Here is a 25917-nt window from a genome sequence, read left to right on the forward strand (position 1 = left end):
CGTTCCGCGGGAAGGGCTGAGCCCGCCGTCACTTCGCGTGGGTCACCGCGTAGATCATGACGAACGCGACGATGTGGATGCCGAAGAGGAAGTACGCCAGGTACCACCAGACCAGGCGCTCGTTCTTCGCCTCCTCGGCGAGGGAGCGGGCCTCGTGCTCGTGGGTGAGGCGTTCCAGGGGGTCGGGGGAGTCCGCGGAGTACGCCGGTCTGCCGGGGTCGTCGCCGGGAAGCCGCATCGTCAGGACTCCCTGTGGACCTTCGTGTTGGAGGCCTGGGCGCGCGGGCGGACCACCAGGAGGTCGATGTTGACGTGCGGCGGGCGGGTCACCGCCCAGGTGATCGTGTCCGCCACGTCGTCGGCGGTGAGCGGCTCGGCGACGCCCGCGTAGACCTTCGCGGCCTTCTCGGCGTCGCCGCCGAAGCGGGTCAGCGCGAACTCGTCCGTCTTGACCATGCCGGGCGCGACCTCGATGACGCGGACCGGCGTGCCGACGATCTCCAGGCGCAGGGTCTCGGCGAGGACGTGCTCGGCGTGCTTCGCGGCCACATAGCCGCCGCCTCCCTCGTACGTGCCGTGCCCGGCGGTCGAGGAGAGGACGACCACCGTGCCGTCGCCGCTCGCGGTGAGGGCGGGGAGGAGGGCCTGGGTGACGTTGAGCGTGCCGATGACGTTCGTCTCGTACATCCGGCGCCAGTCGGCCGGGTCGCTGCTCGCGACGGGGTCGGCGCCCAGCGCGCCGCCCGCGTTGTTCACCAGGACCGCGATCTTGCGGAAGGCGGTGGCGAACTCGTCCACGGCGGCGCGGTCGGTGACGTCGAGCGCGTACGCCATCGCGTCGTGCCCGGCGTCCTTCAGCTCGGCGGCGAGCGCTTCGATGCGGTCCTTGCGGCGCGCGGTGAGGACGACGCGGTAGCCGGCGGCGGCGAGACCGCGGGCGGTGGCGGCACCGATACCGCTGCTCGCGCCGGTGATGATCGCGATGCGGTTGGCTGCGGCGGTCATGGGCGCTCCTCGGGCAGGCATTCGGCGTACGGCATACGACACACGCCATACGGCGCATGGCGTACGGCGGGGTCGGTCCTCGTCAGGATATGCGTGCGGTTCCGCGGGCTCTCGGGTGCGTCAGCGTGCTCGCGGTGCGTACATGATCACGGCCATGCCCGAGAGGCAGATCAGCGCCCCGGTCACGTCCCACCGGTCGGGCCGGTAGCCGTCGGCCACCATGCCCCAGGCGATCGAGCCCGCGACGAAGACCCCGCCGTACGCGGCGAGGATGCGGCCGAACTCGGCGTCGGGCTGGAGCGTGGCCACGAAGCCGTAGACGCCGAGAGCGATGACGCCCGCGCCGATCCAGGCCCAGCCCCTGTGCTCCCGCACGCCCTGCCACACCAGCCACGCGCCGCCGATCTCGAACAGCGCGGCGAGGACGAAGAGGGCGGCGGAGCGGGCGATGAGCATGGTCAACAGGGTGGCATGCGGTGTTCCCGGGCCGATGGAGTGGCATGTATCGGGACGGAGTGTGAAGTTTCGGCCGACGGGGGCGGAGGCGGAGGTTGCTGTGCGGGTTCCTCGTGCGGGTGTGTGGTGCGGCGGTGCGGCGCTCGTGGCGGCCGCCGTGGGTGTGGTTCTCGGCGGGGGCGCGGCTGCCGCCCTGCCCGGCGACCGCGAGGCCGACCTCGCCTTCCACGGTGACGTGTCCGTGCGCGAAGGTGTCGTGCGCGTGCGGTTCGTGCCGCAGAACCACGGGCCCGCGGACCTCGCCGACGCCACCGTGCGCGTGCGCTGGTCGGTGCCGGTGACGGAGGTCCAAACGCTGCCCGGGGCATGTCAGCGGTCGGGGACGGGCGCGGTGGTGTGCCGCACGGGCGCGCTGGCCGCGGGGGCCAAGGGGGAGCCGGTGGAGATCGTGGTCCGGACGGAGGGGGCGCCGGCCGCGGTGAGCGTGCGGATCGGCACGGAGTCGGAGGGCGACGCCGTGGACCTGAACCCGCGGAACAGCGAGCATGCGGTGCTGGCCCTCGACACGGGGGACACCTACTACTTCTGAACCGGCCGGATTTTTCGGGCACTACCGCTGCCCCGGCCGGGGTGGGCCGGGTCGGCCTCCGCTCAAGGTGAGCCGAGGCCGGTTCAGCCCCCGCTCAAGGCGAGCCGCCAGTCGTTGCAGGCGTGCCAGTTGCCCTTCGGGTACTCCACCGTCGACTCGCCGCGCAGCGTGAAGCCCGCCTTGCGGCACACCGCGTTCGACGCGCCGTGGTCCGTCGCGGGGAACGCGTGCAGGTGGGCGTGGCGGCCCGCCGCCCTCGCCTCCTCGGCCACCAGGCGCGCCGCCCTCGCGGCGACACCCATGCCCTGGAACTCGGGCAGGACACCCCAGCCGGTCTCCCAGACCGGCTCGCCCTGCCAGGTGGTCTCCCAGAACCCGATCGAGCCTGCCGTCCGCCCGTCCACCGTGATGCGGAACATCCGGCCCTTGTCGTCGAGCCGGAGATAGCGGCGGTGGCGGTCCGCCACCTTCTCGGGGGTCTCGGGGCCGCCCAGGTGTTCCGTCATCCCGGGGGTGTTGAGCCGCAGGAGCAGCGCGAGGCCGCCCTCGTCCGACCAGGGCTCGAGACGGATTGCCGGCGGCCGGCCCGCTGTCGCTGAAGGTGATCGGTCCATTGCCTCACCGTAGGCGCGGGGTCTGACAAGTGGCGGTCGGGCGAGCCAGGTCCGGCGAAGGGGCCTGCCCGGGAATAGGTGGCCCGGCACCCCCGTTCTGTGGGTATAGTTGAATCGTAAACAAAACGCGGACCCGCGGAGAGTGAGCCAGCCATGCAGTTCGGGATCTTCAGCGTCGGCGACGTGACCACCGACCCGACCACCGGCCGCACGCCGACCGAGGCCGAGCGGATCAAGGCCATGGTCGCCATCGCCCTCAAGGCCGAGGAGGTCGGCCTCGACGTCTTCGCGACCGGCGAGCACCACAACCCGCCCTTCGTGCCCTCGTCCCCGACCACGATGCTCGGCTACATCGCCGCCCGCACCGAGCGGCTCGTCCTCTCCACCTCCACCACCCTCATCACCACCAACGACCCGGTGAAGATCGCCGAGGACTTCGCGATGCTCCAGCACCTCGCCGACGGGCGGGTGGACGTGATGATGGGCCGCGGCAACACCGGCCCGGTCTATCCGTGGTTCGGCAAGGACATCCGCCAGGGCATCAACCTCGCCATCGAGAACTACGCGCTCCTGCGCCGCCTCTGGGACGAGGACGTGGTGACCTGGGAGGGCAAGTTCCGTACGCCGTTGCAGTCCTTCACCTCGACGCCCCGGCCGCTCGACGGTGTCGCGCCCTTCGTCTGGCACGGCTCCATCAGGTCCCCCGAGATCGCCGAGCAGGCCGCGTACTACGGCGACGGCTTCTTCCACAACAACATCTTCTGGCCCGCCGAACACACCGCGAAGATGGTCGAGCTGTACCGGTCGCGGTACGCGCACTACGGGCACGGCACGCCGGAGCAGGCGATCGTCGGGCTCGGCGGGCAGGTGTTCATGCGCAAGAACTCCCAGGACGCGGTACGGGAGTTCCGGCCCTACTTCGACAACGCGCCGGTCTACGGCCACGGGCCGTCCCTGGAGGAGTTCACCGAGCAGACCCCGCTCACCGTGGGCTCCCCGCAGCAGGTCATCGAGCGGACGCTGTCCTTCCGCGACACCGTGGGCGACTACCAGCGCCAGCTGTTCCTGATGGACCACGCCGGGCTGCCGCTGAAGACCGTCCTGGAGCAGCTCGACATCCTCGGCGAGGAGGTCGTGCCGGTGCTGCGCGAGGAGTTCGCGAAGAACCGGCCCGCCGACGTCCCGGACGCCCCCACCCACGCCGCCCGCAAGAACCAGCAGGCCCAGCAGGCCCAGAGGGAGGTCACTGCATGAAGCTCGTCGTCGTCTCCGCGGGGCTGAGCCGGCCCTCGTCCACCCGGCTGCTCGCCGACCGGCTGACGGCCGCCACGACACGCCACGCCGAGGCCGGCGCGGTCGAGGTCGAGGTGGTCGAACTGCGGGACCTGGCGACCGAGATCGCCCAGCATCTCGTCACCGGGTTCCCGCCCGCCCGGCTGGCCGCCGCGCTCGACGCGGTGGCCGGCGCGCAGGGGCTGATCGCCGTCACTCCGGTGTTCTCGGGGTCGTACAGCGGACTGTTCAAGTCGTTCTTCGACGTGCTCGACAAGGACGCGCTGACCGGGAAGCCGGTGCTGATCGGCGCGACCGGCGGCACCGCACGGCACTCGCTGGTCACCGAGCACGCCCTGCGCCCGCTCTTCAGCTATCTGCGGGCCCTGGTCCTGCCGACCGCCGTGTACGCGGCGTCGGAGGACTGGGGCGAGGCGGGCCTCGCGGCGCGGATCACCCGTGCGGGCGCGGAGCTGGCGCGCTTCATGGCGCCGGGCGGCCGGGCGCAGGCGGACCCGGCAAGTGACGCGGCACCCCTGAGCGGTGCGGCACCCGACACCGACACCGCCGCGGCCATCGCGCCCCGCTCGCTGACCGGTGCGATCACCTCGGTGGACCCGGCGGGCGGCTTCGAGGTCGTCCCCTTCGAGCAGCAACTCGCCGCGCTGCGGGCGAGCTGAGGGAAGGTCAGGCGCTCAGGGCCAGACCAGGCAGTACGCCTGATGGCCCGCGTCGTGCAGGCGGTGGCTGAAATCCTGCCACTCGTGGAGGAGTTGGTACACGTTGAAGGCGTCGCGCGGGCCGCCGCGGTCCGGGACGGTGGACCATATGAACGCCGCGGCGCCCACCGACTCCTCACCGACGCCGCGCAGCGGGTCGACGACGGTCATGGGGAGCTTCACCACGGCGTAGTCCGGGTGGAGGACGACCAGTTCGAGCGGGGGGACCTTGTGCAGGGGTATGCCCTCGATGCCGGTCAGGACCATCGCGGCCATCGTCTCCGGCTTGATCTTCGTGAACATGCCGCCCATGCCGAGCTCGTCGCCGCCGAGCTCCTCGGGCCGCATCGAGATCGGCACACGGGCGGCGGTGGCGCCGTCCGGGGCTCCGAAGTACTTGTACGTCACCCCCACCCCGCCACTCCTGCTGGTCACCCGGTCCCTCCGGGACTCGCCGGAAGCGCCGAGCGTCTGGTCGGACGCCTGCGCCGGTTCCGCTTCCGCCTCGCGTCGGTGCTTGCCCCGCCGGGCACGCCGGGGGCCCAGGCCGTCGGTCCCCTCGCCCAGTCCGCCACCGCGATGCATATCTCCACCCGACTGCTTTGCCAGGGCGGCACGGCCCTGTCTTTTCTAGGCCTCGCGGCCCCCGCCACGCAACCCGATCATCGTGTCAGTGACCTCCCCCGCGGTCACCCTCTAAAACGTGGAGTGAAACACCTGTCCGCAGGATGTCCGGACGCTCTGACACCATGGCTCGTGTGAGCTTCCCGTATAGCGCCCCAGTTTCGCAGACTCTTTTCGACCGTGCGGCGGCCGTGACGCCCGGCGGTGTGAACTCTCCCGTGCGCGCGTTCCGCGCTGTGGGTGGTACGCCCCGTTTCATGGTGTCCGGTACCGGTCCGTACCTGACTGACGCCGACGGCCGCGAGTACGTCGACCTCGTGTGCTCGTGGGGTCCGATGATCCTCGGGCACTCCCACCCCGAGGTGATCGCCGCCGTCCAGGAGGCCGTGTCGCACGGCACCTCCTTCGGTACGCCCGGTGAGGGCGAGGTCGCGCTCGCCGAGGAGATCGTGGCCCGCGTCGAGCCCGTCGAGCAGGTGCGGCTCGTCTCCAGCGGCACCGAGGCGACCATGTCCGCCATCCGGCTCGCCCGCGGCTTCACCGGCCGCGCCAAGGTCCTCAAGTTCGCCGGGTGCTACCACGGACATGTGGACGCGCTCCTCGCCTCGGCGGGTTCGGGTGTGGCGACCCTCGGTCTCCCCGACACGCCGGGCGTCACCGGCGCCCAGGCGGGCGACACCATCGTCGTGCCGTACAACGACCTCGAGGCGGTGCAGGAGGCGTTCCACAAGCACCCCGGTGAGATCGCGTGCGTCATCACCGAGGCGTCGCCCGGCAACATGGGCGTGGTGCCCCCGCGCCCCGGTTTCAACGAGGGCCTCAAGGCCGCCTGCGCCAAGAACGGCGCGCTGTACATCTCGGACGAGGTGATGACCGGCTTCCGTACGTCGAAGGCCGGCTGGTTCGGCGTGGACGGGGTGAAGCCCGACCTGATGACCTTCGGCAAGGTCATGGGCGGCGGCTTCCCCGCGGCGGCCTTCGGCGGCCGCGCCGACGTCATGGCGCACCTCGCCCCGGCGGGCCCGGTCTACCAGGCGGGCACGCTGTCCGGTAACCCGGTCGCGACGGCCGCGGGCCTCGCACAGCTGCGGCTCCTCGACGACGCTGCGTACGCCAAGGTGGACGCCGTCTCCGAGCAGCTGCGCGGTCTGGTGACCGAGGCGCTCGCCAAGGAGGGCGTCGCGCACCGGCTGCAGAACGCGTCGAACATGTTCTCCGTGTTCTTCACCGACCGTGAGGTGCGGAACTACGAGGACGCGAAGGCGCAGGAGTCCTTCCGCTTCACCGCGTTCTTCCACTCGATGCTGTCGCAGGGCGTCTATCTGCCGCCGTCGGCCTTCGAGTCGTGGTTCGTGTCGACCGCCCACGACGAGCGGGCGGTCGAGCGGATCGCCGCCGCCCTGCCGGGTGCCGCGCGCGCGGCCGCGGAAGCGACGGAGGCCACCGCATGACCGGCACCTCTGCGGGCGACGAGCTGACCGTCGTCCACGTGATGCGCCACGGCGAGGTGCACAACCCGGACGGGATCCTGTACGGGCGGCTGCCCGACTACCACCTGTCCGAGCTCGGCCGGCAGATGGCCGACCGCGTCGCCGAGCACCTCTCCCACCGTGACGTGACGCATGTCGTCGCGTCGCCGCTGGACCGTGCCCAGGAGACGGCGACGCCGATCGCCAAGGCGCACGGCCTGGACCTGGCCACCGACGCCCGTCTCATCGAGGCGGGGAACGTCTTCGAGGGCAAGACCTTCGGGGTGGGCGACGGCGCGCTGAAGAACCCGGAGAACTGGAAGCACCTCGTCAACCCCTTCAAGCCCTCCTGGGGCGAGCCGTACGTCGAGCAGGTCGTACGGATGATGGGCGCCCTGGACGCGGCGAAGGACGCGGCCCGCGGGCACGAGGCGGTGTGCGTCAGCCACCAGCTGCCGATCTGGATCGTGCGCAGCTTCGTGGAGAAGCGGCGGCTGTGGCACGACCCGCGCAAGCGGCAGTGCACGCTCGCGTCGCTGACGACGTTCACCTACCGCGGCGACAGGATCATCTCGGTGGGTTACAGCGAACCGGCCCGGGATCTCGTGCCCGCACATCTGCGCGCCGGTGCCAAGCCCGTGAAGGGCAGTAATAAGGGCAACAGCAAGGCATTCGGGGCCTGATAAACCGGCCTTTGAGCAACCGCGTGTAATCGCGCGGCAACTGTATGTCCCGTCCGGCAAATCACCGCAAATAAATGCGGCTTGTCCGGAACCCCACTGTTCGTCGCGCCCTCTAACGGGTCGTCCCTCTTGCATGGCAGATACGGCAGGAACGGATCCAAGGGCGCGACGAATGGGGTAGGAATGCGCGACATCAGCCGCAGGGGAATGCTCGGTCTCGGAGCGGGTACGGCCGCCGCTTTCGGGCTCGCGGCGTGCGGCTCCGGGGGCGGCGGCGATTCGTCGAAGTCCGCGGGAAAGGCCGGAGAGGGCGCCGGTGCCGAGAAGCACCCGGCCAAGCCGATCGGTGACGGGTCGACCGCCTACACCGGTAAGCAGCCCCGCCAGCCGGGCAAGCCCGTACCGCTGGAGCCGGGCGAGACGCCCCCGCAGTTCGTGATCTTCTCGTGGGACGGCGCGGGCGAAGTGGGGAACGGTCTGTTCCCGCGCTTTCTCAAGCTCGCCGAGGACCACGACGCGCACATGACGTTCTTCCTCTCCGGGCTTTATCTGCTTCCGGAATCGAAGAAGCGCATGTACCGGCCGCCGAACAACGCGCTCGGCGCCTCCGACATCGGTTATCTCACCGACGGTCACATCAAGGACACCCTGAAGTACGTCAGGCAGGCCTGGCTCGAGGGCCATGAAATCGGCACGCACTTCAATGGGCACTTCTGCGCGGGCACGGGTTCCGTCGCCAACTGGACGTCCGCGCAATGGCAGGACGAGATCGACCAGGCCAAGTCCTTTGTGAAGAAGTGGCGTACGAACACCGGCTGGACCGATCTGCCGTCGCTGCCCTTCGACTACGAGAAGGAACTCGTCGGCGGCCGCACGCCCTGTCTGCTCGGTCAGGACAATCTGCTGCCGACGGCGAAGAAGCTCGGCTGGCGCTACGACGCGTCCTCGCCCGGCGGCCGCCAGAAGTGGCCGCAGAAGAAGATGGGCGTCTGGGACCTGCCGCTGCAGGCCATGCCCTTCCCCGGGCACTCCTTCGAGGTCCTGTCGATGGACTACAACATCCTCGCCAACCAGTCGAAGAACTCGACGAAGGCGCCCGCGCACAACTACCCGGGCTGGCGCAAGCAGGCCACGGAGTCCTACATAGCCGGCTTCAAGCGGGCCTATGAGTCCAACCGCGCGCCGTTCTTCATCGGCAACCACTTCGAGGAGTGGAACGGCGGCATCTACATGGATGCCGTGGAGGAGGCGCTGAAGCACATCGCGGGCAAGAAGGACGTGCGGCTCGTGTCGTTCCGCCAGTTCGTGGACTGGCTCGACGTGCAGGACCCGAAGGTGCTGGCCAAGCTCCAGGGCCTGGAGGTCGGCCAGCAGCCCGCCGGGGGCTGGAAGAGCTTCCGCTAGGCGCCCGCAAGGCGCCTGAAGTGGGCGATTCGTTCGGTGGAGGGGGTGCGGAAGATCCCCGAAATGGACATGCGAAACTTTTCACATGAGTGTTGCCTGCCGTGCCCCACACCGCGTCGATAGCAGCAGTCACCGCCGCAGCCGTGCCGCCCTGCTCACCGCAGGCGCCGCGGTCGCGGCGCTGGCTCTGACCGCTTGCAGCTCAGGCGGTGTGTCGGGCGGTTCCGGAAACACCAACTTCGTCGCCGGGTCCGATGGCATCGCCACCGTCAAGAAGGGCGACCGCAAGCCGAACCCGTCGCTCGACGGCGAGACCCTCGACGGCAAGAAGCTCGACATCACCAAGGCCTACAAGGGCAAGGTCGTCGTCATAAACGTCTGGGGTTCCTGGTGCGCGCCGTGCCGGGCCGAGGCGCCGAACTTCGTGAAGCTCGCCAAGGAGACCAAGTCCAAGGGCGTCGAGTTCGTCGGGATCAACACGCGTGACCCCGAGCGCAGCCCGGCGATCTCGTTCGAGAAGCAGCACAAGGTTCCCTATCCGAGCCTGTACGACCCGATGGGGAAGCTGATGCTGCGCTTCCCCCAGGGTTCGCTCAACCCGAACGCCATTCCCTCCACGCTCGTCGTCGACCGGGACGGGAAGATCGCGGCCCGCGCGCAGCAGCCGCTGAGCGAGGAGAAGCTGCGGAAGATGATCGACCCCGTGCTCGCGGAGAAGTGATGTCGACGCTCGCGGCCGTCACCGGTACGAACCAGACCGTCATGAGCGGGGCCCTGCTCCTCGCGATCCCGGTCGCGCTGCTCGGCGGGCTCATCTCCTTCTTCTCGCCGTGCGTCCTGCCGCTGGTGCCCGGTTATCTGTCGTACGTCACCGGGGTGGGCGGCCAGGACCTCGGCGAGGCGCGCCGGGGCCGGATGGCCGCCGGGGCCGGTCTCTTCGTGGCCGGGTTCACCGTCGTCTTCGTCTCCGCCACGGTCTTCTTCGGCGCTCTCGGCCGCACGCTCAAGGAGCACCAGAGCACCATCAACACGACGCTCGGCGTGGTGATGATCGTGCTCGGCCTCTTCTTCATGGGGCTCATGCCCTGGCTGACCCAGCGCGAGTTCCGCTTCCACAAGCGGCCCGCCGTCGGGCTGGCCGGCGCGCCGGTGGTGGGCGCTCTCTTCGCCGTGGGCTGGACGCCGTGCATCGGCCCGACCCTCGCCTCGGTCATGTTCCTCTCTGCCGATGGCGGCAATCCGCAGCGTGGGGCGATCCTCGGTGTCGCGTACTCCCTGGGGCTCGGCATCCCGTTCATCCTCGCGGCCGTCGCCTTCCGCAAGGCGCTCGGCGCCTTCGGCTGGGTGAAGCGGCATTACACGTGGGTGATGCGCGTCGGCGGCATCATGATGATCGCGACCGGCCTGCTCCTCGTCACCGGTGTGTGGGACAGCATCGTGCAGGACATGCAGGTCTGGACCAGCAGCTACTCGGTGGGGATCTGATCCATGAGTAAGACAGAAGCGCCCGAGGGCAGGACCGGAACCCCTGACGAGCAGGGTGAATTCGGTGCCGCGGGCGCAAGCATGTCCACCGCCCCGCGGGACCGGGAGCGGGACGAGTCGGCGCCCAACCTCCCCAGGCTCGGTGTCACCGGCTGGCTGCGCTGGTTCTGGCGGCAGCTGACGTCGATGCGGGTCGCGCTGATCCTGCTCCTGCTGCTCTCCCTCGGCGCGATCCCGGGGTCGCTGATCCCGCAGAACAACGTGGACGAGCTCAAGGTCCAGGACTTCACGGAGCGGCACACCACGCTCGCCCCGATCTACGACAAGCTGCAGCTCTTCGACGTCTACAGCTCGGTGTGGTTCTCCGCGATCTACATCCTGCTCTTCGTCTCCCTCATCGGCTGCATCGTGCCCCGCACCTGGCAGTTCGTCGGCCAGCTCCGCGGCCGCCCGCCGGGCGCGCCGAAGAAGCTGACGCGGCTGCCCGCGTACACGACGTGGCGCACCGAGGCCGACCCCGAGCAGGTGCACGAGGCCGCGCTGACGATGCTCAGGCAGCGCCGCTTCCGCGCGCACACCGCGGGCTCCGGCGCGGGCGCCTCGGTCGCCGCGGAGAAGGGCTATCTGCGCGAGGCCGGCAACCTGATGTTCCACATCGCGCTGATCGTGATGCTGATCGCGTTCGCCGCCGGGCAGCTCTTCAAGTCCGAGGGCGGCAAGCTGATCATGGAGGGTGACGGCTTCGCCAACACCCTCAGCCAGTACGACGACTTCAAGTCCGGCAGCCTCTTCGACTCCGGGAACCTGGAGCCGTTCAGCTTCAAGCTCGACAAGTTCGTCGGTACGTACGAGAAGTCGGGCCCCAACCGCGGCACGGCCCGCACCTACCGTGCGGACGTCACCTACACCGAGGGCGCCGACGGCCCCGAGAAGAAGAAGTCCATCGAGGTCAACAAGCCGTTGGAGGTCGACGGCTCGAAGGTCTACCTCATCGGCCACGGCTTCGCCCCCGCGGTCACCGTCCGCGACGGCAAGGGCAAGGTCGTCTACCAGGCGTCCGTGCCGCTCCTGCCCATCGACCAGAACGGCACCGCGACCGGCGCCATCAAGGTCATGGACAACTACCGCGACAAGAACGGCAGGCCGGACCAGCTCGGGTTCAACGCCTTCTTCGTGCCGACCTTCGCGGGCGTCGGCAAGGGCCAGATGTTCTCGCAGTTCCCCGCCGCGGAGTACCCGGTGCTCGCGCTGTCCGCGTACCACGGCAGCCTGGGCGTCGACGCCGGTGTCCCGCAGAACGTGTACCAGCTGGACACCCGCAAGATGAAGAAGTTCAAGGACGCCGACGGGCAGCTGTTCAAGCAGCGGCTGCGCCCCGGCGAGACCATGAAGCTCCCGGACGGCGCCGGGTCGATCACCTTCGAGAAGAACCTCAAGGAGTGGGCGACCTTCCAGATCTCGCAGCAGCCCGGCACCGGATGGGCGCTGGGCGGCGCGATCGCCGCCGTCGCCGGTCTCGCGGGGTCGCTGTTCATCCAGCGCCGCCGCGTGTGGGTGCGGGCGGTCCGGGGCGCCGACGGCGTCACCGTCGTGGAGATGGCGGGCCTCGGCCGCAGCGAGTCCGCGAAGGTCCCCGAGGAGCTCTCCCAGCTCGCCGCCCACCTGCACGACCAGGCGCCGACGGCGCCCGAGCCCAACGCCGATGTCGTACCTGCCGAAGGGGCCGAGAAGTGAATCTCGCCACCACCCTGGCCGCCGAGCCCAACGAAAACCTCGCCCACATCAGCAACGTGCTGATCTACTCCGCGATGGCCGTCTACCTCCTGGCCTTCTTCGCGCACATGGCGGAGTGGCTCTTCGGCAGCCGCAGCAAGGTCGCCCGCACCGCCGCGGCACTCACCCCGAGCAAGGGCGCCACGGCCGCGGCGCCCGCGGTCACCGTCCAGGCCAAGGGCGGCACCGCCACCCTGGAGCGGCCGAAGGTCGTCACCCGGTCCGTGGCCGGCACGCGTGACGTGCCGGACGGGCCCGGCGCGTCCGCCGGGGACGAGAAGGGCGACCTCTACGGCCGCATCGCGGTCTCCCTCACCGTGCTCGCCTTCCTCCTGGAGTTCGGCGGCGTCCTCACCCGCGCCCTGTCGGTGGAGCGCGCGCCGTGGGGCAACATGTACGAGTTCAGCATCACCTTCTCCACCGTCGCCGTCGGCGTGTACCTGGTGCTGCTCGCGCTGAAGAAGAACATCGCCTGGCTCGGCCTCCCGCTGGTCACCACGGTCCTGCTCGACCTCGGCCTCGCCGTCACCGTCCTGTACACCGACAGCGACCAGCTGGTCCCCGCCCTGCACTCGTACTGGCTGTGGATCCACGTCTCCACGGCGATCTTCTGCGGCGCGGTCTTCTACGTCGGCGGCGTCGGCACCCTGCTCTACCTCTTCCGGGACAGCTACGAGTCGAAGCTCCAGAACGGCGGGCAGCCCGGCAAGTTCGCCACCTCCGTCCTGGAACGCCTCCCCTCGGCGGCCTCCCTCGACAAGTTCTCGTACCGCCTGAACGCCGCGATCTTCCCGCTGTGGACGTTCACGATCATCGCGGGCGCGATCTGGGCGGGCGACGCCTGGGGCCGCTACTGGGGCTGGGACCCCAAGGAGGTCTGGTCCTTCATCACCTGGGTCGCCTACGCCGGCTACCTGCACGCCCGCGCCACCGCGGGCTGGAAGGGCCGCAAGGCCGCCTACCTGGCCCTGATCGCCTTCGGCTGCTGGCTGTTCAACTACTACGGAGTGAACATCTTCGTCACCGGCAAGCACTCGTACGCCGGGGTCTGACCCGACGTACCGCCGCCTTGTGAGGCCGGTTCCCGTGACCCAGGTCACAGGAACCGGCCTCTGTCGTACGGACAGTCAAAGGGCGTGGAGACGACGCAGGGGGAACCAGCGGAACAGCGGGCACACCGGGAGCGCCGGCGGGCGCTGCGCGTCCGGATCAGGGACGGCGACGCCGACGCGTTCGGCGAACTCTTCGACGCGTACGCGCGCTCCGTCTACAACCACGCCTACCGCCTCACAGGCGACTGGGCCCAGGCCGAGGACATCGTGTCCCTGACCTTCCTGGACGCCTGGCGGCTGCGCGGCAGGATCGACGAGGACGGCGGCTCCCTGCGGCCCTGGCTGCTCGGCGTCGCCACCAACGTCACCCGCAACGTGCGCCGGGCGGCCCGCAGGCACGCGGCCGCCGTCGCCCGGCTGCCGAGGGGCGGGACGGCCCCCGACTTCGCGGACGAGCTCGCCGGGCGCATCGACGACGAGAACCAGCTCGCCCTGGTCCGTACGGCGCTGGCGAAGCTGCGCCGCGCCGAGCGTGAGGTGCTCGCGCTCTGCGTCTGGTCGGGCCTCGAGTACACCGCCGCCGCACGGACCCTCGGCATTCCGGTCGGCACCGTGCGCTCCCGGCTCTCCCGGGCCCGTACGAAACTCGCGAAAGCCTCCAGGGAGGGAAAACGATGAACGAACTTCCCGAGCGCGACCTTCCGCCGGGCCGGCATCACCTGCTCAAGGAGCACCTGTTGACCGAGATCCGGCAGCACGGCCGGCAGCACGAGACGAAGGCGCCCGCGACACGGAAGGTCTGGTTCCGGCCCGCGCTCGTCGCGGGAGCGGTGGCCGCGGCCGTCACGGCGGGCGTCCTGGTCGCCTCGCCGTTCGGTGACCGGGCGGCGCAGGCGGGGCCGCCGTCGGAGGAGACCGTGCGGATGCTGGAGGAGATCGCCGCGGCGGCGCGGGCCCAGCCCGCCCCGAAGGACCTGCGCGACGACCAGTTCGTGTACGTCAGGACCAAAGAGCGGTACATGGAGACGGGCAGCGACGAGAAGTCGCGCCTCCAGCCCCTGCACGTACGGGAGTACTGGGCGTCGGTGGACGGCAGGCACACCGAGGTGATCAACGACCGGGTCGACCACTTCGACCACGAGCGCCTGCCGCCGGACCTGCCCCTCACGGAGAGCGACTCCCACTACCGCAGCCTGCAGAAGCTGCCGACCGATCCGGTGAACATGCGGGACTGGTTGTACCGGGTGGCCGCGGGCGGCGAGAGCAAGGACCAGAACGCGTTCGTCCAGGTCGGCGAGTTGTGCGGTGGTCTGATGCCGCCGGAGCAGGCGGCCGCGCTCTACCTCGCCGCGTCGACGATCCCCGGCGTCGAGGTGCGCGAGGACGTGGTGGACGCGGCGGGGCGGCGCGGTGTGGCCATCACCCGTGAGAACGACGGCGAGCGCCAGGAGCTGATCTTCGACGAGAAGACCAAGCAGTTCCTCGGTGAGCGGCAGGTGGCGGTCGAGGACCTGCCGACGGGCTTCAAGAAGGGCACGGTGACCGCCCACACCGCCGTCCTGGAGCGCGTCGTCGTCGACAAGGCGGGACGGCGTCCGTAGGTGCGTGTCCGCCGGGCTGCACGGGCCGGCTATTCCACCGTGATCGCGTCCAGCTGGCCCCGGAGGTAGACGTGGGAGTCGATGCCCTTCACGTCCGTGCCCGGGTCGCACTCGTAGAAGTAGACGAGGGACATCAGTTCCTCGGTGGGGTGGTCGGCGGGCGGGGGGAGGACGCGGTGGCGGCCGGACTGCCAGCGGTTCCCGGTCCAGCGGGCCATCAGGTCGCCGATGTTGACCGTGAACGCCTCCGGGTCGAAGGGGGCGTCCTCCCAGCCGCCCTCGTCCGTGAAGACCTGGAGGCCGCCCCGGCCCGCCTGCCGGTCGAGGACCGTGACCGTGCCGAAGTCCGTGTGCGGGCCGATGCGGAACTGGCCCGGCTCGGGGGCGCCGACGCGCTCCCGGCCCGGGTACCAGTTGATGTTGAAGCCCCAGGTGGGGTGGGTGGTGTGGCGGGTGAAGAAGTCGTCGGCCTCGCCCAGTGCCACGCCCAGCAGTTCGAGGAGGCGGTCGGAGAGGGAGCGCATCTCGTGGAGGTACGTCTGGACGAGTGCCCGTAGCTCGGGGGTCTCTTCCGGCCAGGTGTTGGGGGTGAACCACTCGGCGTCCACGGCCGGGTCGCCCGTCGGGTCGTCCGCCGCGAAGGACAGGGACTCCTTCAGGTCCGGGGGAGCGGGCGTGCCCTCCGCGTAGCTGTTCGCCTCGGCGCCGGGGCCGAGCCAGCCGCGCCCGCCGACCCGTACCGCGTACGGCCGCTTCGCCTCGGCGGGCAGGTGGAAGAAGCCGCGGGCCGACGACCGGATCGCCGTGCGCAGCGCCGGGTCGACGCCGTGCCCCGTCACCAGGAGGAACCCGGCGGTCCGCAGGGCCTCGTCGACGGTGCGGGCCGTCCGCGCGCGGGCGTCGGGGTCACCGGAAAGCCACGGCCGCAGGTCGACCGTCGGAATGCGGGATGCGCTGCTCATGCCTCCCATCGTGCCCCTCCGGGCCCCCGGTCAGGCCTCATCGGCCACGCCGATGGAGCCATCGGGAGGACGCCCCACTGGCGCGTGGACCAGCGTGCGCGCCCGCTCGTAGCTTCGGCGGCATGACCACCACCCAGTCCTCGGAGCGCACGGGCACCGCCCAGCTCACCGCCGCGATGGTGCTCTCCGGCACCCTCGGGATCTTCGTCGTCGAGTCCGGCGCGGCCGCATTCGACGTCGTCTTCTTCCGCGTCCTGTTCGGCGCCCTCGCCCTCGGCGCGTACGCCTTCGCGCGCGGCTACTTCCGCGACCACGGGCTCACCCTCAGGAAGCTCGGACTCGCCGCGCTCGGCGGCGTGTTCATCGTCTTCAACTGGGTGTTCCTCTTCAAGGCGTACGAGGCCACCTCGATCTCCCTGGCCACCGTCGTCTACCACACGCAGCCGTTCTTCCTGGTGCTGCTCAGCGCCGTCGTCCTGCGCGAGCGCCTGAGCCGCTCCCAACTGGGCTGGCTCGTCGCCGCGTTCGCGGGGCTCGTGCTGGTCTCCGGGGTGCGCCCGGGCGACACGGGATCGCTCGCGGGCATCGGGCTCGCGCTCCTCGCCGCCGCCCTCTACGCCCTGTCCACCCTCGTCACCATGGGGGTCCCCCCACGCGTTGAGCAGTGGGGGAGCATAACCGGCGTCCGCCCGCACCTGATCGCCCTGGTCCAAGTCGTCGTCGGCATCCCGCTGTTGCTGCCCTTCGCCGACTTCGGCGCGATGAGCGGCACGGGTGCCGGGTGGGCCTGGCTCGCCGGGCTCGGCGTGATCCACACAGGTCTGATGTACGTCCTGATGTACGCGGCGTACGCCAAGCTGCCCACCGCCAAGATCGCCGTGCTCGCCTTCACCTACCCGGCGGTCGCGATGGTCGCCGACTGGGCGGTCTACGGCCACCACATCGGGCCCGTCCAGGCCCTCGGCGTCCCGCTGATCGTCCTGGCGAGCCTCAGGGTCACGCTGGCCCGGGGGACCGGCCCTGCTCCCGCACGAGCCGCACGGCCTGCTCCACGAACAGCCGCACCTGCGGCGGCAGACGCTTCCCCGACCGCCACGCGAGCTGGGTCCACAGCGTGAACGGCGGCTCCCACGGCAGCCGTACGAGCGTGCCGTCCGCCAGCTCCCGCGCCACCGCCACGGCCGGCAGCAGCGCCACCCCGAGGCCGCCCGCCACGCCCTGCTTGGTCGCCTCGATGGTGCCGAACTCCATGAACGGGGGCGGCGTGCCGGTCCGGCCGCGCAGCTCCTCCTCGAAGAGGTCCCGGTACGGACAGCCGGGCTCGGTGCCGACGAGCTGCGCGGAGGCCAGGTCGTCCGTGGTGAGGTCCGCCGCTCCCCGCGCGGCCAGCGGGTGGGCCGGTGCGCAGACCAGGACCAGCGGCTCCTCGGCGAGGACCTCCGTCTCCAGGCCCTGGTGCGCGGTCTCCGGCTCCATCAGGAAACCCACGTCGTACGTCCCCTGCCGCAGCGCCCGCCGGGTCTCGTCGCCCAGGGTGGGGCGCAGCGAGAGCCGCACCTTCGGGTAGCGGTGGTGGAAGAGTTCGAGGAGCGGCGGGAGGCGGTAGGACGTCAGGGACTCCATCGTGCCGACCGCGATGGCGCCGGACGGCTCCTCGGCGTCGACGACGGCGGCCCGTGCCTCGTCGGCGAGGTCGATGATCTGCCGGGCGTAGGGGAGCAGCCGCTCACCCGCCTCGGTCAGGCGGATGCGGCTGCCGAGCCGGTCGAAGAGCTCGGTGCCGAGTGAGGTCTCCAGGGCGCGGATCTGGCTGGTGACGCTGGACTGCGCGTACTTCAGCTCGGTGGCGGCGCGGGTGAAGGAGAGGACGGTGGCGACCTTCTCGAAGGTCAGGAGGAGCCGCAGTTCCACGGCTCCTCAGCCCTCGTTGCCCTTGTCGCGCTTCTTCTCGTCCGGGTCCTCTTCCTTGAGGGACTTCAGGAACTCCGGGTTGTCGTCGGGTGCGACCCAGCGGGTCCTGCCGCCTCCGGTGCCGGGCGCGTGCCGCTTCTTGCCGGTGACGAACCAGGCGATCGGGCCGAGCAGCACTTCTCCGAAGAGCAGCACGATGATGACCCACACCACCTTGGGCAGATGCCTGACCTCCTTCTCCGGAGTGTTCAGGACATCGATGAAGGCGTAGATCCACACCGCCAGGACCAGCAGGAACGGCAGATACCTGAGCATGGTGGCGCGATCCCCCAAGCAGTGGCGGCGGAGGCCGTGCGAACCCCCGGTGACGGGGCCAGGGTAACCGGTGCCGGATACTGGAACGCATGGCTTACGACGATCTTCGCTCCCTGCTCCGGGCACTGGACCGCGAGGGCGATCTCAAGCGCATCAAGGCCGAGGTCGACCCGTATCTGGAGGTCGGCGAGATCGTCGACCGCGTCCAGAAGGCCGGCGGCCCGGCGCTCCTCTTCGAGAACGTCAAGGGCTCCGCGATGCCCCTGGCGATGAACGTGTACGGGACGGACCGCCGCCTCCTGAAGGCGCTGGGCCTGAAGTCGTACGGCGAGATCAGCGAGAAGATCGGCGGCCTGCTCAAGCCGGAGCTGCCGCACGGCTTCGTCGGGGTGCGCGAGGCGTTCGGCAAGCTCGGCGCGATGACGCACGTACCGCCGAAGAAGGTCAAGGAGGCGCCGGTCCAGGAGGTCGTCCTCACCGGCGACGACGTCGACCTGGAGCAGCTGCCCGCGCTCTTCACCTGGCCCGAGGACGGCGGCTCCTTCTTCAACCTGGGCCTGACCCACACCAAGGACCCGGACACCGGGGTGCGCAACCTCGGCCTGTACCGCCTCCAGCGCCACGACAAGCGCACCATCGGCATGCACTGGCAGATCCACAAGGACAGCCGCAACCACTACCAGGTGGCCGCCCGCAGGGGCGAGAAGCTGCCGGTCGCGATCGCCTTCGGCTGCCCGCCCGCCGTGACGTACGCGTCGACGGCGCCGCTGCCCGGCGACATGGACGAGTACATGCTGGCCGGGTTCATCCAGGGCAAGCGCGTCGAGATGGTCGACTGCAAGACGGTCCCGCTCCAGGTGCCGGCGCACGCCGAGGTCGTCATCGAGGGCTGGCTGGAGCCGGGCGAGATGCTGCCGGAGGGCCCCTTCGGCGACCACACCGGCTTCTACACGCCGCAGGAGCCGTTCCCCGCGCTGAAGATCGACTGCGTGACGATGCGGAAGCGGCCGCTGCTCCAGTCCATCGTCGTCGGCCGCCCGCCGACGGAGGACGGGCCGCTCGGCCGCGCGACGGAGAGGTTCTTCCTCCCCCTCCTCAAGGTGATCGTCCCGGACATCGTCGACTACCACCTGCCGGAGTCGGGCGGCTTCCACAACTGCGCGATCGTCTCGATCGACAAGAAGTACCCGAAGCACGCGCAGAAGGTCATGCACGCCATCTGGGGCGCGCACATGATGTCCCTGACGAAGCTGATCGTCGTCGTGGACAAGGACTGCGACGTCCACGATCTGCACGAGGTGTCCTGGCGGGCGCTCGGCAACACCGACTACGCCCGGGACCTCACCGTCGTCGAGGGCCCGGTCGACCACCTCGACCACGCCTCCTACCAGCAGTTCTGGGGCGGCAAGGCGGGCATCGACGCGACGAAGAAGCTGCCCGAGGAGGGCTACACCCGGGACGGCGGCTGGCCGGACATGGTCGAGTCCGACCCGGAGACGGCGGCGAAGGTCGACCGTCGCTGGAAGGAGTACGGACTCTCGTGAGTTCAGCATCAGCCGCGATCCCGCAGCCGGGGCGCACCAAGGCATTCCTGCGGCTCGTCATGATCGAGCACTCCGTGTTCGCGCTGCCGTTCGCGTACATCGCCGCGCTGACCGCGATGTTCCGGCTGGACGAGAACATCCACTGGGGGCGGCTGCTCCTGGTGACCGTCTGCATGGTCGGCCTGCGCACGTTCGCGATGGCGGCGAACCGGATCATCGACCGCGAGATCGACGCCCGCAACCCGCGCACCGCGCACCGCGAGCTCGTCACGGGCGCGGTGTCGGTGAAGTCCGCGTGGACGGGCGCGCTGATCGCGCTCGCCGTGTTCCTCGCGTCGGCCGCGCTGCTCAACCCGCTCTGTCTGGCGCTTGCGCCCGTCGCCGTGGTGCCGATGGTCGTCTATCCGTACGGCAAGCGGTTCACGAACTTCCCGCAGGCGATCCTCGGCCTCGCCCAGGCGATGGGCCCGGTCGGCGCGTGGATCGCGGTCACCGGCGAGTGGTCGGGCCAGGCGGTGATCCTCGGGCTCGCGGTCGGCGTGTGGATCGGCGGCTTCGACCTGATCTACGCCTGCCAGGACGTGGAGACGGACCGCGAGGTCGGCGTGAAGTCGGTGCCCGCGCGGTTCGGCATCCCCGCCGCGATCTGGGGCGCGCGCGGCTGCCACCTCGTGACGACGGCGCTCTTCGTCTGGTACGCCGCTTCCACCGACGCGGGCGTGTTCTTCTGGCTCGGCCTCGCGGTCGTGGCCGGTGCCTTCGTCTACGAGCACTCGATCGTGAAGCCGCACGACCTGTCCCGGCTGAACCGCGCCTTCTTCCAGGTGAACGGCTTCATCGGGATCGCCCTGTTCGCGTGCGCGCTGCTGGATCTGCTCGTACGCGGGCTCACCGTCTGAAACGCCGACGGATAGGCTGCACAGCGTGAACCCAGGAGATACGCAGCGTAGGCCTTGGATCGTGGGGGTGTCGGGCGCCTCCGGGACGCCGTACGCCGCCGCGGTGCTGCGCGCGCTGCTCGCGGCGGGGGAGAGCGTGGACCTCGTCGTCTCGCGGGCGTCGCGGCTGACGCTGCTCGACGAGACGGGCATCGCCTTCCGGGACGCGCACTGGCGGGACGACCTGCGGCAGTGGCTGGCGCGCGGCGCGGACGGCAAGCCGGCGGTGTTCGACCCCGACGTGTCCGACGTGCGGTACTGGGCCGCCGGTGATCTGGCGGCGGGACCGTCCTCGGGGTCGTACGCGACGAAGGGGATGCTGATCGTGCCGGCGTCCACGGCGTGCGTGGCCGGGGTGGCGCTGGGGCTGTCGAAGGACCTGCTCCAGCGGTCGGCGAGCGTGACGCTGAAGGAGGGCCGGCGGCTCGTGGTCTGCGTACGCGAGACGCCGCTGAACGGCCAGACGCTGAGGCACCTGGTGAGCCTGGACGACGCGGGCGCGATCGTGCTGCCCGCCTCCCCGGCGTTCTACGCGGGGGCGACGCACATCCAGGACCTGGTCGACTTCGTCGCCGGGCGGGTGCTCGACGCGGCACGGGTGCCGCACGGCTTGTACCGCCGGTGGGAGGGAGAGCTCGGCTCCGGCTCCCGGGGGGAATAGTGCCTCCAGCTCGGCCGTCCTGTGGACACATGGGAAAGATTCGCAGGGTTTAGACCCTGTTGCGCCTTAGATTCTGCACATAGACTCGCGGTATCGCTGAATAATGAAAGGCATCGCACCTATGGACGCCGTGGACAGGCAGCTCATCCAGGCCCTGCGGGAGAACGGCCGGGCCTCGTACGCAGAACTCGGGCGGCTCGTGGGCCTCTCCGGGCCGAGCGTCACGGACCGGATCAACCGCCTCGAGGCGGCCGGTGTCATCACGGGCTACCGCGCGACCGTCGACTCCGCCTCGCTCGGCCTCGGCGTCATCGCCCTCATCGGGATCTCGCTCTCCGACGCCGCCGACCACGAGGACGTGGCGCGGCGCCTGAAGGACCTGCACGAGATCGAGGACTGCTGGTTCATCGCGGGCGACGACTCGTACATGCTCAAGGTCAGGGCGAGCGACGTGGACGGCCTGGAGAAGACGATCCGCCGGCTCTCCGGCACGCGGGGCGTCTCCCGGACGCGTACGACGATCGTGCTCTCCACGAAGTGGGAGAACCGGGTCGGAGAGCTGCCCGAAGAGGAGTGAGGCGCGGGGGCGTACGGTTGGCGGGAGTTTGTCGTAGGGCGCGGGCCGCAGGCCGCAGGTTGCTGGAGAGGTAAGGGCGAGGGCATGGACGCAGGTCTCAAGCGCGAACTTGAGCAGAAGGTCCGGGACGGCGAGCGGCTGTCCCGCGAGGACGGCATCGCGCTCTACGAGTCGGACGACCTGGCCTGGCTCGGCGGCCTCGCCCACGAGGTGCGCACCCGCAAGAACGGCGACGTCGTGCACTTCAACGTCAACCGCCACCTCAACATGACGAACGTGTGCACCGCGTCCTGCGCCTACTGCTCGTTCCAGCGGAAGCCGGGCGAGAAGGACGCGTACACGATGCGCATCGAGGAGGCCGTCCGCCTCGCCAAGGCGATGGAGGGCGAGAACCTCACCGAGCTGCACATCGTCAACGGCCTGCACCCGAACCTGCCGTGGCGCTACTACCCGCGGTCGCTGAGCGAGCTCAAGAAGGCGCTCCCGGACGTCTCCCTGAAGGCCTTCACCGCCACCGAGATCCACCACTTCGAGACGATCTCCGGCATGTCGGCCTCCGACATCCTGGACGAGCTGATCGAGGCGGGCCTGGAGTCGCTGACCGGCGGCGGCGCGGAGATCTTCGACTGGGAGGTGCGGCAGCACATCGTCGACCACCGCACCCACTGGGAGGACTGGTCGCGCATCCACCGCCTCGCGCACGAGAAGGGTCTGAAGACCCCGTGCACGATGCTGTACGGCCACATCGAGGAGCCGCGCCACCGCGTCGACCACGTCCTTCGCCTGCGTGAGCTCCAGGACGAGACGAACGGCTTCCAGGTCTTCATCCCGCTGCGCTACCAGCACGACTTCGTGGACATGAAGGACGGCAAGGTCAGGAACCGCCTCCAGGCGCGCACCACCATGGCGTCCGGCGCGGAGGCCCTGAAGACCTTCGCGGTCTCACGGCTCCTCTTCGACAACGTCCCGCACGTCAAGGTCTTCTGGGTCATGCACGGCCTCCAGACGACGCAGCTCGCCCTCCAGCACGGCGCGGACGACATGGACGGCTCGGTCGTCGAGTACAAGATCACGCACGACGCCGACAACTTCGGTACGCCGAACAAGCTGACCCGCGAGGACCTCCTCGACCTGATCCGCGAGGCCGGCTTCCGCCCGGTCGAGCGGAACACGCGCTACGAGGCGATCCGCGAGTACGAGGGGCCGGACCCGCTGCTGCGGGAGACGCCGCAGGCGATGCGGGTCTGACCCCCTGCCGGGGACGACCCCCTGCCGGGGACGACCCCCTTGCCGGGGTCGGGCCACTCCATGCTTCACTGGAGAGGCTCGTCCTGCTCGGGCCCATTTCGGAACGGAAGAGTGGATTGACATGCTCCGCTACACGCTGATGCGCCTCGGAATCTTCGTGGGTTGCTTCTTGGTCGTCTGGGGCCTCGTCTACTCCGAGATCCTGCCGCGCGGACTCGGCGACTCGAACCTGCTGTGGGTGCTGCTGCTCTCGCTGGTCGTCTCCGCGCCCATCAGCTTCGTGGCCCTCCGTAAGGAGCGCGACCGCGCCTCGATGGACGTCGTCGCGCGCGTGGACCGCGCCAAGGCCAACCTGGAGGCGAACCGCACCCAGGAGGACGAGGCGGACGACGTGGCGCGCGCCCAGCGTTCGTAGTCCGTAGTCCGTAGTTCGTAGTTCGTAACGTTCATCACTCTCACCGGAACCCCGGCGCTGCGGCGCCGGGGTTCCGTGCGTTCCGGGCGGTTCCGGGGCCTCGCGGACGGCCGCTACCTCAAACAAGACCTTTGATGTTCTCAAAGCACGAGTGTTAACGTGTTTGTCATGAAGACAGCAGCAGCGCACCGTCACGCCGTGAGCGTCCCGCTCGTGGCGCGCCTGCATGTCGACCTCTGCCGCTGCATGTCCGCGGCCTGTCACATCTGAACGTGACCCCCGCTGCAGCGGCGCTGCTGACCCTTCGCGGTCGCCGCTCCCGTACGTCCCCCTCACCCTGACTTTCCTCACCGGAGTGTGTCCGTGTCCGCGAATTCCGCGACGCCCGCCGACAAGGCCGGCCAGCCCGAGAAGCCCCAGTCCGGCTTTCGGATACCCAAGTTCCTCAAGATCCCCTTCTGGGCGCAGATCCTCGGCGGTCTGGTCCTCGGTGTGCTGCTCGGCTGGATCGCCCGCGACCAGGACGTGTCCTGGCTCGTCACCACGCTGGACAAGGTGGGCAGCACCTTCATCCAGCTGCTGAAGCTCGCGGTCGCCCCGCTCGTCTTCTTCGCGATCCTGGTGTCGATCACCAACCTGCGGAAGGTCAACAACGCCGCACGGCTCGCCACCCGCACCCTGCTGTGGTTCATGATCACGTCGCTGATCGCGGTCGCCATCGGCCTCACCATCGGCCTGCTGACGAACCCCGGCTCGGGCACCGGCCTGACCCCGAAGGACGGCAAGGCCCCGGAGGACGCCGGCTCCTGGATCGACTTCCTGACCGGGATCATCCCGACGGACGTCATCACGCCCTTCACCGAGCTGAACGTCCTGCAGATCGTCTTCATGGCCGCCGTCGCCGGCATCGCCGTCCTCAAGATCGGCGACAAGGCGCAGCCCATCCTGGAGCTCAGCGAGTCCGTCCTCGCCCTGCTCCAGAAGGCCCTGTGGTGGGTCATCAAGCTCTCCCCGATCGGCACCATCGGCCTCATCGGCTTCGCCATCGCGGACTACGGCTGGAACCTCATCAGCAAGTACGCGACGTTCACCGCCGACATCTACGTCGGCTGCGCCCTGGTCCTCTTCGGCGTCTACCCGCTGCTGCTCGCGTTCGTCGCCAAGGTCAACCCGCTCCAGTTCTTCAAGGGCGCCTGGCCCGCGATCCAGCTGGCCTTCGTCTCCCGCTCCTCGGTCGGCACCATGCCGGTCACCCAGAAGGTCACCGAGCGCCTCGGCGTCCCGAAGGAGTACACGTCCTTCGCCGTGCCCTTCGGCGCGACCACGAAGATGGACGGCTGCGCCGCGATCTACCCGTCGATCGCCGCGATCTTCGTCGCCCAGATCTTCGACGTGAACCTGGGCATCAAGGAGTACCTGCTCATCGCGTTCGTCTCGGTCGTCGGCTCGGCCGCGACGGCGGGCCTGACGGGTGCCACGGTCATGCTGACCCTGACCCTCTCCACCCTCGGCCTGCCGATGGAGGGCGTGGGCCTGCTCCTCGCCATCGACCCGGTCCTGGACATGATGCGCACGGCGACGAACGTCGCCGGGCAGGCGCTGGTGCCGGTGATCGTCGCCGCCCGCGAGAAGATTCTCGACCGGGAGGCGTACGAGAGCGCGTCGGCGTCCCCGCTCGACGACTTCGACGAGTCGCCTTCGTCCCACGCGGTGCCTGCCACCGCCTGAGCCGCGGCCGGTCCATCGGCTGAAGCCCCGTCCCGGGATTCCGGGGCGGGGCTTTCCGGTGATCGTGGCCCGGTGTCCGTTGACCGTACGCTGGCGGGGGAACGGACAGCGTGGGAAGGCGGGGGCCGGGGTGGGTGTGGGTGAGAAGCGGCGGCAGAAGAGGATGCCGCGGGCCGTGCGTGAGCAGCAGATGCTGGACGCGGCGGTGCGGACCTTCGGGCAGCGGGGGTACCGGGCCGCTTCCATGGACGAGATCGCGGAGCTCGCCGGTGTTTCCAAGCCGCTCGTGTATCTGTATCTGAACTCCAAGGAAGAGCTCTTCGGCGCGTGCATCCGGCGGGAGGCCGCCGCGCTCGTCGCCGCGGTGCGCAAGGGTGCCGACGGGGCCGTGGGGGAGCCCGCCGACCGGCAGCTGTGGGACGGGCTGCGGGCGTTCTTCGCGCACACCGCCGAGCGGCCCGACGGCTGGTCGGTGCTGCACACCCAGGCGCGCACGCAGGGGGAGCCGTTCGCGGCCGAGGTCGCCGCGGCGCGGGAGGAGATCGTCACGTTCGTGACGTCGCTGATCGCGCAGGCGGCGCGGTCCGCGCACGGTGACCCTTCGCTGCCCGAGCGGGAGGTGGCGGGGCTCGCCCAGGCGCTCGTGGGGGCGGCGGAGTCGCTGGCGGGGTGGGCCAACACGGACGGGTCCGTATCGGCCAAGGAGGCCGCGGGCACGCTCATGAACTTCGCGTGGGCGGGGCTCGGGGGGCTGATGGAGGGGCGGCGGTGGTCGTCCCTCCCGTCTCCTTGAGGCGCGGCTCGGGGTGGTTACTCCTACGTAGGGTTACTCGTCGGTTATGAGCTGTTCGAGGTATTCGTCCTGAACGGGC

28 protein-coding genes and 1 pseudogene are annotated in these 25917 nt (G+C 70.0%); 21 read left to right on the forward strand and 8 right to left on the reverse strand.

Features of this window, described 5'->3' with window-relative positions; all coding sequences use genetic code 11:
- Positions 1 to 28 precede the first annotated feature (28 nt).
- The 3 genes from ACZ56E_RS06085 to ACZ56E_RS06095 form a co-directional block, all read right to left on the reverse strand.
- The gene (locus ACZ56E_RS06085; RefSeq protein ID WP_468604222.1) at positions 29 to 238 is read right to left on the reverse strand and encodes a hypothetical protein; all 210 of its coding nucleotides are present in this window, start codon (positions 236 to 238) and stop codon (positions 29 to 31) included.
- A gap of 2 nt (positions 239 to 240) precedes the next feature.
- Complete coding sequence (locus ACZ56E_RS06090) at positions 241 to 1005, reverse strand: SDR family NAD(P)-dependent oxidoreductase (protein ID WP_468316947.1); 765 nt, start codon at positions 1003 to 1005, stop codon at positions 241 to 243.
- A gap of 120 nt (positions 1006 to 1125) precedes the next feature.
- Positions 1126 to 1461: a YnfA family protein gene (locus tag ACZ56E_RS06095; RefSeq protein ID WP_471211676.1), complete on the reverse strand. Its 336-nt coding sequence runs from the start codon at positions 1459 to 1461 to the stop codon at positions 1126 to 1128.
- Between the two features lie 100 nt (positions 1462 to 1561).
- On the opposite strand from ACZ56E_RS06095, the gene ACZ56E_RS06100 reads away from it, so the two are divergent.
- Positions 1562 to 2050, forward strand: a complete 489-nt coding sequence (locus tag ACZ56E_RS06100) for a hypothetical protein (protein ID WP_471211678.1) — start codon at positions 1562 to 1564, stop codon at positions 2048 to 2050.
- An 83-nt stretch (positions 2051 to 2133) separates the two neighbouring features.
- On the opposite strand, the gene ACZ56E_RS06105 is transcribed toward ACZ56E_RS06100, so the two are convergent.
- The gene (locus ACZ56E_RS06105) at positions 2134 to 2664 is read right to left on the reverse strand and encodes a GNAT family N-acetyltransferase (protein WP_471211681.1); all 531 of its coding nucleotides are present in this window, start codon (positions 2662 to 2664) and stop codon (positions 2134 to 2136) included.
- A 153-nt stretch (positions 2665 to 2817) separates the two neighbouring features.
- Here ACZ56E_RS06105 and ACZ56E_RS06110 point away from each other — a divergent pair, with 153 nt between their 5' ends.
- Both ACZ56E_RS06110 and ACZ56E_RS06115 read left to right on the forward strand, forming a co-directional pair.
- On the forward strand, positions 2818 to 3918 hold the full coding sequence (locus ACZ56E_RS06110; RefSeq protein ID WP_471211684.1) for an LLM class flavin-dependent oxidoreductase: 1101 nt from the start codon (positions 2818 to 2820) through the stop codon (positions 3916 to 3918).
- On the forward strand, positions 3915 to 4616 hold the full coding sequence (locus tag ACZ56E_RS06115) for a CE1759 family FMN reductase (RefSeq protein WP_471211687.1): 702 nt from the start codon (positions 3915 to 3917) through the stop codon (positions 4614 to 4616). Before ACZ56E_RS06110 ends, ACZ56E_RS06115 begins: the two co-directional genes overlap by 4 nt.
- A 15-nt stretch (positions 4617 to 4631) precedes the next feature.
- Here ACZ56E_RS06115 and ACZ56E_RS06120 read toward each other — a convergent pair whose 3' ends face one another.
- Entirely contained in the window at positions 4632 to 5069 is a 438-nt protein-coding gene (locus ACZ56E_RS06120; protein ID WP_030565229.1) for a hypothetical protein, read from the reverse strand.
- A 335-nt stretch (positions 5070 to 5404) separates the two neighbouring features.
- Between ACZ56E_RS06120 and hemL the strand changes: the two genes are divergently transcribed.
- The 9 genes from hemL to ACZ56E_RS06165 all read left to right on the forward strand — a co-directional run bounded on the left by hemL (position 5405) and on the right by ACZ56E_RS06165 (position 14746).
- Positions 5405 to 6730 carry a glutamate-1-semialdehyde 2,1-aminomutase gene (hemL, locus tag ACZ56E_RS06125; RefSeq protein WP_468604234.1) on the forward strand — a complete coding sequence of 442 codons (1326 nt, stop codon included), beginning with the start codon at positions 5405 to 5407 and terminating at the stop codon, positions 6728 to 6730.
- A complete protein-coding gene (locus ACZ56E_RS06130; RefSeq protein ID WP_468604236.1) occupies positions 6727 to 7431 on the forward strand; it encodes a histidine phosphatase family protein in 705 nt (234 codons plus the stop codon). Before hemL ends, ACZ56E_RS06130 begins: the two co-directional genes overlap by 4 nt.
- Before the next feature lie 183 nt (positions 7432 to 7614).
- Positions 7615 to 8835, forward strand: coding sequence for a polysaccharide deacetylase family protein (locus ACZ56E_RS06135; RefSeq protein WP_471211689.1), 1221 nt, complete (start codon positions 7615 to 7617; stop codon positions 8833 to 8835).
- Positions 8836 to 8920: 85 nt separating this feature from the next.
- A complete protein-coding gene (locus tag ACZ56E_RS06140; protein WP_468604240.1) occupies positions 8921 to 9556 on the forward strand; it encodes a TlpA family protein disulfide reductase in 636 nt (211 codons plus the stop codon).
- Entirely contained in the window at positions 9556 to 10320 is a 765-nt protein-coding gene (locus tag ACZ56E_RS06145; RefSeq protein ID WP_468604242.1) for a cytochrome c biogenesis CcdA family protein, read from the forward strand. Before ACZ56E_RS06140 ends, ACZ56E_RS06145 begins: the two co-directional genes overlap by 1 nt.
- A gap of 3 nt (positions 10321 to 10323) precedes the next feature.
- Positions 10324 to 12054: a cytochrome c biogenesis protein ResB gene (gene resB, locus ACZ56E_RS06150; RefSeq protein ID WP_471211694.1), complete on the forward strand. Its 1731-nt coding sequence runs from the start codon at positions 10324 to 10326 to the stop codon at positions 12052 to 12054.
- Complete coding sequence (gene ccsB, locus ACZ56E_RS06155; RefSeq protein ID WP_471211697.1) at positions 12051 to 13145, forward strand: c-type cytochrome biogenesis protein CcsB; 1095 nt, start codon at positions 12051 to 12053, stop codon at positions 13143 to 13145. Before resB ends, ccsB begins: the two co-directional genes overlap by 4 nt.
- Before the next feature lie 84 nt (positions 13146 to 13229).
- Complete coding sequence (locus ACZ56E_RS06160; RefSeq protein ID WP_471211701.1) at positions 13230 to 13823, forward strand: RNA polymerase sigma factor; 594 nt, start codon at positions 13230 to 13232, stop codon at positions 13821 to 13823.
- Entirely contained in the window at positions 13820 to 14746 is a 927-nt protein-coding gene (locus ACZ56E_RS06165) for a CU044_5270 family protein (RefSeq protein ID WP_471211702.1), read from the forward strand. The genes ACZ56E_RS06160 and ACZ56E_RS06165 overlap by 4 nt, the downstream gene beginning before the upstream one ends.
- Before the next feature lie 29 nt (positions 14747 to 14775).
- On the opposite strand, the gene ACZ56E_RS06170 is transcribed toward ACZ56E_RS06165, so the two are convergent.
- Positions 14776 to 15708, reverse strand: coding sequence for an isopenicillin N synthase family dioxygenase (locus tag ACZ56E_RS06170; protein WP_471211705.1), 933 nt, complete (start codon positions 15706 to 15708; stop codon positions 14776 to 14778).
- Between the two features lie 122 nt (positions 15709 to 15830).
- Here ACZ56E_RS06170 and ACZ56E_RS06175 point away from each other — a divergent pair, with 122 nt between their 5' ends.
- The gene (locus ACZ56E_RS06175; protein ID WP_471211707.1) at positions 15831 to 16826 is read left to right on the forward strand and encodes a DMT family transporter; all 996 of its coding nucleotides are present in this window, start codon (positions 15831 to 15833) and stop codon (positions 16824 to 16826) included.
- Here ACZ56E_RS06175 and ACZ56E_RS06180 read toward each other — a convergent pair.
- Positions 16729 to 17619: pseudogene (locus ACZ56E_RS06180) on the reverse strand (LysR family transcriptional regulator); the annotation flags it as partial. The gene ACZ56E_RS06175 and the pseudogene ACZ56E_RS06180 overlap by 98 nt on opposite strands.
- Positions 17620 to 17625: 6 nt before the next feature.
- Positions 17626 to 17934, reverse strand: a complete 309-nt coding sequence (locus tag ACZ56E_RS06185) for a PLD nuclease N-terminal domain-containing protein (protein ID WP_471211709.1) — start codon at positions 17932 to 17934, stop codon at positions 17626 to 17628.
- Between the two features lie 89 nt (positions 17935 to 18023).
- On the opposite strand from ACZ56E_RS06185, the gene ACZ56E_RS06190 reads away from it, so the two are divergent.
- The 8 genes from ACZ56E_RS06190 to ACZ56E_RS06225 all read left to right on the forward strand — a co-directional run bounded on the left by ACZ56E_RS06190 (position 18024) and on the right by ACZ56E_RS06225 (position 25838).
- Positions 18024 to 19478: a menaquinone biosynthesis decarboxylase gene (locus tag ACZ56E_RS06190; protein ID WP_468604258.1), complete on the forward strand. Its 1455-nt coding sequence runs from the start codon at positions 18024 to 18026 to the stop codon at positions 19476 to 19478.
- Complete coding sequence (gene mqnP, locus ACZ56E_RS06195) at positions 19475 to 20377, forward strand: menaquinone biosynthesis prenyltransferase MqnP (protein ID WP_468718989.1); 903 nt, start codon at positions 19475 to 19477, stop codon at positions 20375 to 20377. Before ACZ56E_RS06190 ends, mqnP begins: the two co-directional genes overlap by 4 nt.
- 25 nt (positions 20378 to 20402) lie before the next feature.
- The gene (locus ACZ56E_RS06200; protein WP_468604262.1) at positions 20403 to 21077 is read left to right on the forward strand and encodes a UbiX family flavin prenyltransferase; all 675 of its coding nucleotides are present in this window, start codon (positions 20403 to 20405) and stop codon (positions 21075 to 21077) included.
- 121 nt (positions 21078 to 21198) lie between these two features.
- Positions 21199 to 21654 carry an Lrp/AsnC family transcriptional regulator gene (locus ACZ56E_RS06205; protein ID WP_030791839.1) on the forward strand — a complete coding sequence of 152 codons (456 nt, stop codon included), beginning with the start codon at positions 21199 to 21201 and terminating at the stop codon, positions 21652 to 21654.
- 84 nt (positions 21655 to 21738) lie between these two features.
- Positions 21739 to 22902: an aminofutalosine synthase MqnE gene (mqnE, locus tag ACZ56E_RS06210; RefSeq protein ID WP_471211713.1), complete on the forward strand. Its 1164-nt coding sequence runs from the start codon at positions 21739 to 21741 to the stop codon at positions 22900 to 22902.
- A gap of 121 nt (positions 22903 to 23023) precedes the next feature.
- The gene (locus ACZ56E_RS06215) at positions 23024 to 23317 is read left to right on the forward strand and encodes a DUF4229 domain-containing protein (RefSeq protein WP_362996552.1); all 294 of its coding nucleotides are present in this window, start codon (positions 23024 to 23026) and stop codon (positions 23315 to 23317) included.
- 363 nt (positions 23318 to 23680) lie between these two features.
- Complete coding sequence (locus ACZ56E_RS06220) at positions 23681 to 25045, forward strand: dicarboxylate/amino acid:cation symporter (RefSeq protein WP_471211716.1); 1365 nt, start codon at positions 23681 to 23683, stop codon at positions 25043 to 25045.
- 163 nt (positions 25046 to 25208) lie between these two features.
- A complete protein-coding gene (locus tag ACZ56E_RS06225; RefSeq protein ID WP_471213070.1) occupies positions 25209 to 25838 on the forward strand; it encodes a TetR/AcrR family transcriptional regulator in 630 nt (209 codons plus the stop codon).
- Positions 25839 to 25917: the final 79 nt, after the last annotated feature.

The organism is Streptomyces sp. NPDC039480, from assembly GCF_055597165.1.

Coding starts and splice junctions, on each gene's coding strand:
- ACZ56E_RS06190 (WP_468604258.1), top strand. CDS start 18,024: ATGGCTTACGACGATCTTCGCTCCCTGCTCCGGGCACTGGACCGCGAG.
- ACZ56E_RS06130 (WP_468604236.1), top strand. CDS start 6,727: ATGACCGGCACCTCTGCGGGCGACGAGCTGACCGTCGTCCACGTGATG.
- ACZ56E_RS06170 (WP_471211705.1), bottom strand. CDS start 15,708: ATGAGCAGCGCATCCCGCATTCCGACGGTCGACCTGCGGCCGTGGCTT.
- mqnE (WP_471211713.1), top strand. CDS start 21,739: ATGGACGCAGGTCTCAAGCGCGAACTTGAGCAGAAGGTCCGGGACGGC.
- ACZ56E_RS06225 (WP_471213070.1), top strand. CDS start 25,209: ATGCCGCGGGCCGTGCGTGAGCAGCAGATGCTGGACGCGGCGGTGCGG.
- ACZ56E_RS06090 (WP_468316947.1), bottom strand. CDS start 1,005: ATGACCGCCGCAGCCAACCGCATCGCGATCATCACCGGCGCGAGCAGC.
- ACZ56E_RS06115 (WP_471211687.1), top strand. CDS start 3,915: ATGAAGCTCGTCGTCGTCTCCGCGGGGCTGAGCCGGCCCTCGTCCACC.
- ACZ56E_RS06110 (WP_471211684.1), top strand. CDS start 2,818: ATGCAGTTCGGGATCTTCAGCGTCGGCGACGTGACCACCGACCCGACC.
- ACZ56E_RS06165 (WP_471211702.1), top strand. CDS start 13,820: ATGAACGAACTTCCCGAGCGCGACCTTCCGCCGGGCCGGCATCACCTG.
- ACZ56E_RS06135 (WP_471211689.1), top strand. CDS start 7,615: ATGCGCGACATCAGCCGCAGGGGAATGCTCGGTCTCGGAGCGGGTACG.
- ACZ56E_RS06205 (WP_030791839.1), top strand. CDS start 21,199: ATGGACGCCGTGGACAGGCAGCTCATCCAGGCCCTGCGGGAGAACGGC.
- ACZ56E_RS06175 (WP_471211707.1), top strand. CDS start 15,831: ATGACCACCACCCAGTCCTCGGAGCGCACGGGCACCGCCCAGCTCACC.
- ACZ56E_RS06185 (WP_471211709.1), bottom strand. CDS start 17,934: ATGCTCAGGTATCTGCCGTTCCTGCTGGTCCTGGCGGTGTGGATCTAC.
- resB (WP_471211694.1), top strand. CDS start 10,324: ATGAGTAAGACAGAAGCGCCCGAGGGCAGGACCGGAACCCCTGACGAG.
- hemL (WP_468604234.1), top strand. CDS start 5,405: ATGGCTCGTGTGAGCTTCCCGTATAGCGCCCCAGTTTCGCAGACTCTT.
- ACZ56E_RS06085 (WP_468604222.1), bottom strand. CDS start 238: ATGCGGCTTCCCGGCGACGACCCCGGCAGACCGGCGTACTCCGCGGAC.
- ACZ56E_RS06105 (WP_471211681.1), bottom strand. CDS start 2,664: ATGGACCGATCACCTTCAGCGACAGCGGGCCGGCCGCCGGCAATCCGT.
- ACZ56E_RS06095 (WP_471211676.1), bottom strand. CDS start 1,461: ATGCTCATCGCCCGCTCCGCCGCCCTCTTCGTCCTCGCCGCGCTGTTC.
- ACZ56E_RS06140 (WP_468604240.1), top strand. CDS start 8,921: ATGAGTGTTGCCTGCCGTGCCCCACACCGCGTCGATAGCAGCAGTCAC.
- ACZ56E_RS06145 (WP_468604242.1), top strand. CDS start 9,556: ATGTCGACGCTCGCGGCCGTCACCGGTACGAACCAGACCGTCATGAGC.
- ACZ56E_RS06215 (WP_362996552.1), top strand. CDS start 23,024: ATGCTCCGCTACACGCTGATGCGCCTCGGAATCTTCGTGGGTTGCTTC.